The 3,708-nt window shown below is 39.8% G+C and carries 3 protein-coding genes; 1 reads left to right on the top strand and 2 read right to left on the bottom strand.

The features are described from left to right. Nucleotides 1-34: 34 nt before the first annotated feature. Complete coding sequence (locus tag FJR08_RS22390; protein ID WP_168634628.1) at nt 35-1,429, bottom strand: 1-acyl-sn-glycerol-3-phosphate acyltransferase; 1,395 nt, start codon at nt 1,427-1,429, stop codon at nt 35-37. A 176-nt stretch (nt 1,430-1,605) separates the two neighbouring features. On the opposite strand from FJR08_RS22390, the gene FJR08_RS22395 reads away from it, so the two are divergent. Beyond that, entirely contained in the window at nt 1,606-3,414 is a 1,809-nt protein-coding gene (locus FJR08_RS22395; protein ID WP_168634629.1) for a proline--tRNA ligase, read from the top strand. An 85-nt stretch (nt 3,415-3,499) separates the two neighbouring features. Here the strand turns inward: FJR08_RS22395 and FJR08_RS23390 are convergent. Continuing rightward, a partial coding sequence (locus FJR08_RS23390; protein ID WP_217357554.1) for a hypothetical protein occupies nt 3,500-3,708 on the bottom strand: 209 nt, incomplete at its 5' end.

Here is a 3,708-nt window from a genome sequence, read left to right on the forward strand (position 1 = left end):
TGCCTTTGCGCCTTTGCGTGAGACAATTTATTTATCATCCCTTCTCCACCAAACCCTCCAAAACCTGCTGCAAATCACTCGTCAACTCAGCCACAGATTGTCTAGCAGCAACCCGACTACCTTTATAAACTGGATAACGTTCAGAAACAGAAATTGGTGTACCCACAGTTATCTTCACCTGCTGCTTACCCAATTGTGGACGATTTAAAGGAATATTCCCCTTAATTTTATTCACCATATCCCATAAAAGTAAAGTCATTTCTGCAAATCTTTCCACCGTTGGTTTTTCGCGGATATAAATCCCAGAAACAGCTACAAAACTCTCAACTAACCTCATGTGCCACATCCGAAAATATGCTTCCTCAGCAATTCTAGCTCCCAAACTTTTATCAATAGATGATAATAATTTAATATCCTTAAAATCTTCCCTAAATATATAATTCCAACCTGCTTGTTCTACCCGTCTACATCTATCATTCCAATTTCCTCTAGATGGTAAATCAAAATATTGTTCAGCAATAAATAAAGCGATATTCATTACAGCTTGTAACCGATAAGCTAAAGCCTCATTTCTATCTGTAATTTCCCCATTAGTAATCTTTTCATCTGGCAATGTTTGATGATAAAATTTAGTATAAAATTGCTCCATTACCGATAATAAATGTTCAGCTAACCCTAATAATCGGGGATAAAGCGCAGCAAAAGAAGCCTCAGTTTTCTCTTGATTCCCAGATAAACCACTAGCTGCCTCTAATTCAGTTAATAAATTTGCTATATTATCCCAAGGTTCATGGACATAACTATATTTAATTCCTATTGGTAAAATTAAGACTTCCTCATCTCTTCCCGCTTTTTGCAAATCTTCCGCACACCAAAAACCCATCTGTGCGATACCCGGTTCTAACGGACTAATAATCTCCGATAAACCATTTGTAGCACCTTCTGGCGCAGCAGCCATGGGAAACTTACCATTAATATACAAATCCCGCGCGGAACGCAACCCAGTCCAATCGGCTTTACCGCGTTGAATCGGAGTTCCCCCCAAGTGAGAAATTACCCAACCAACTTGAGAACCAGCCCAGAGAGGAATTCCCCGATCATAGATAAAATGGGCATGAAGTGGATATTGTAGCTGTGTACCCCCAACTCGTGCTACTTTAGGCAAGATTTGGGACAGTAAATAAGTTAAACAAAGAGGGTCTGCTGTTTGAGGATGACGAAACGCCAACATAAACCGGATTTTACCATCCTGAAACCGCTGATAACAATCCGCCAAAGTTTCAACATTGTTTGCTTCAATGTTGCTAATGGGTGTTTTCCACCGAATCCAGTCAGGTAGAACTAAATGTACCAACTTTAACAACAAAGGGTTAAAAGCTGGCGGAATAAATTCTAAAGGTGGTTGTGCTTGATACATTGCTTCCGACAAGGTAATTATCTCCTCAAGTTACATGAAAACATTTTAGTAGGACTTACGCAAGATTCATGGAATAACGAACCACAGAGGCACAGAGGTCACGGAGAAATGCGGATTTGGGAGATATTTTGCATAAGTCCTGTTTAGAAGTAAGTGATTTTAAAAGTTAGTAAGTAAAGGTAAAAACAATGCGATTATCACAAATGTTATTTGTTACGCTACGGGATGATCCTGCTGATGCGGAAATCCCTAGCCATAAATTGTTACTCCGTGCTGGTTATATCCGTCGCATTGGTAGTGGGATTTATGCTTATCTTCCCCTAATGTGGCGGGTTTTGCAAAAGGTTTCCCAAATTGTCCGGGAAGAAATGAATGCTACCGGCGCACAAGAATGTTTATTACCGCAGTTACAACCTTCTGAATTATGGCAGGAATCGGGACGCTGGGACACCTATACTAAGGCTGAAGGAATTATGTTTTCTTTGGTTGATAGAAGAGAACAACAATTAGGACTAGGACCAACTCATGAGGAAGTAATTACTACTGTTGCCCGTGATATGATTCGTTCATATCGTCAATTACCTGTACATTTATATCAACTACAAACTAAATTTCGTGATGAAATTCGTCCTCGTTTCGGTTTAATGCGCGGACGAGAATTTATCATGAAAGATGGTTATTCTTTCCATGCTGATGAAGAAAGTTTGAAAAAAACTTACCAGGAAATGTACACTGCTTATAGTAATATGTTGCGTCGTTCTGGTTTGGCTTTTCGGGCTGTGGAAGCTGATTCTGGGGCGATTGGTGGTTCTGGTTCGACGGAATTTATGGTGTTAGCAGATGCAGGAGAAGATGAAGTTCTCTACACTGAAGATGGTAAATATGCCGCAAACGTAGAAAAGGCAGTTTCTTTACCAGCAGATGCGGAAACTTCACCTTTTACAACTTACGAAAAACGGGAAACTCCGGGAACAGAAACTATAGACAAAGTTTGTAATTTATTGAAATGTTCTCCTACCCAAATTGTCAAAAACGTTTTATATCAAATTGTATATGATAACGGTTTAACTGTTTTGGTGTTGATAAGTATTCGCGGAGATCAGGAAATCAATGAAGTTAAATTACAAAATGAATTAACTAAATTAGCTCCTGAATTTGGTGCTAAAACTATCCTAACTTTAACTGTACCAAATGCCGAAGCCCAAGAAACGTGGAAAGCTAAATCTTTACCTTTAGGTTATATCGCACCAGATGTTAGTGATGATTATATTGCGGTCAATAAACAGGTAAATTCTCAGTTTGTGCGGTTGGTGGATAAAACCGCTGTGGAGTTAAAAAACTTTGTCACTGGTGCAAATGAAGCTGGTTTTCATGTAGTTGGCGCAAATTGGGGTGAGCAATTTAAGTTACCTGCACTAACCGTAGATATTCGTAAAGCAAAATTAGGCGATCGCTCCCTCCACGACCCAAACCAAAGCCTACAGACAGCTAGAGGCATCGAAGCTGGTCACATCTTCCAACTGGGGACAAAATACTCTCAAGCGATGGGTGCAACTTATACCAATGAACAAGGGGAAGAAAAGCCTTTAGTTATGGGTTGCTATGGTGTTGGCGTGTCTCGGTTAGCACAATCAGCCGTAGAACAATCCTATGATAAAGATGGCATAATTTGGCCAGTAGCGATCGCACCATATCACGCCATTATCACAATTCCTAACATTAAAGATGCCCAACAGATCGCCGTCGCCGAAAAACTTTACACAGAACTGAACAAAGCAGGGGTAGAAACGTTATTAGATGACAGAGATGAACGTGCAGGAGTTAAATTCAAAGATGCAGACTTAATCGGGATTCCCTTTAGAATAGTGACGGGAAGAGCGATTACAAATGGTAAAGTTGAAGTCGTAAAACGCGCAAATCGTGAATCTCAAGAAATTGTCATTGAGGAAGTCATCAATACATTGCAACAATGGATTAATGAGGCAATAGAACGTTAAAATTCAACTCTTGTGGGGTGGGCATACTATGGCTAACGCCACGCTGCGCTATCGACAAGCTCAGTACAAGTCTTGCCCGCCATCATCATAGATCATTTTCACTCAAACCGGCAATTTTTAAGTAAGTAGGCTGAGAAAAACCAAAATGTGTCAAGAAAAGTAAAATCGCCCAAAACTTCTTCACTCTTGCATGAGTGCCTCTTTCCTGTTTCCTTGCCATAACGACAATAATTTTTAACGCCAACCTACTTAATAGATTTAGGGTAGTATTAGATATACCTGTAAATACGCAAT

Origin of the sequence: Dolichospermum sp. UHCC 0260, from assembly GCF_009711985.1 — a bacterium.
Lineage (GTDB): Bacteria > Cyanobacteriota > Cyanobacteriia > Cyanobacteriales > Nostocaceae > Dolichospermum > Dolichospermum lemmermannii.

Coding starts and splice junctions, on each gene's coding strand:
- FJR08_RS22395 (WP_168634629.1), top strand. CDS start 1,606: ATGCGATTATCACAAATGTTATTTGTTACGCTACGGGATGATCCTGCT.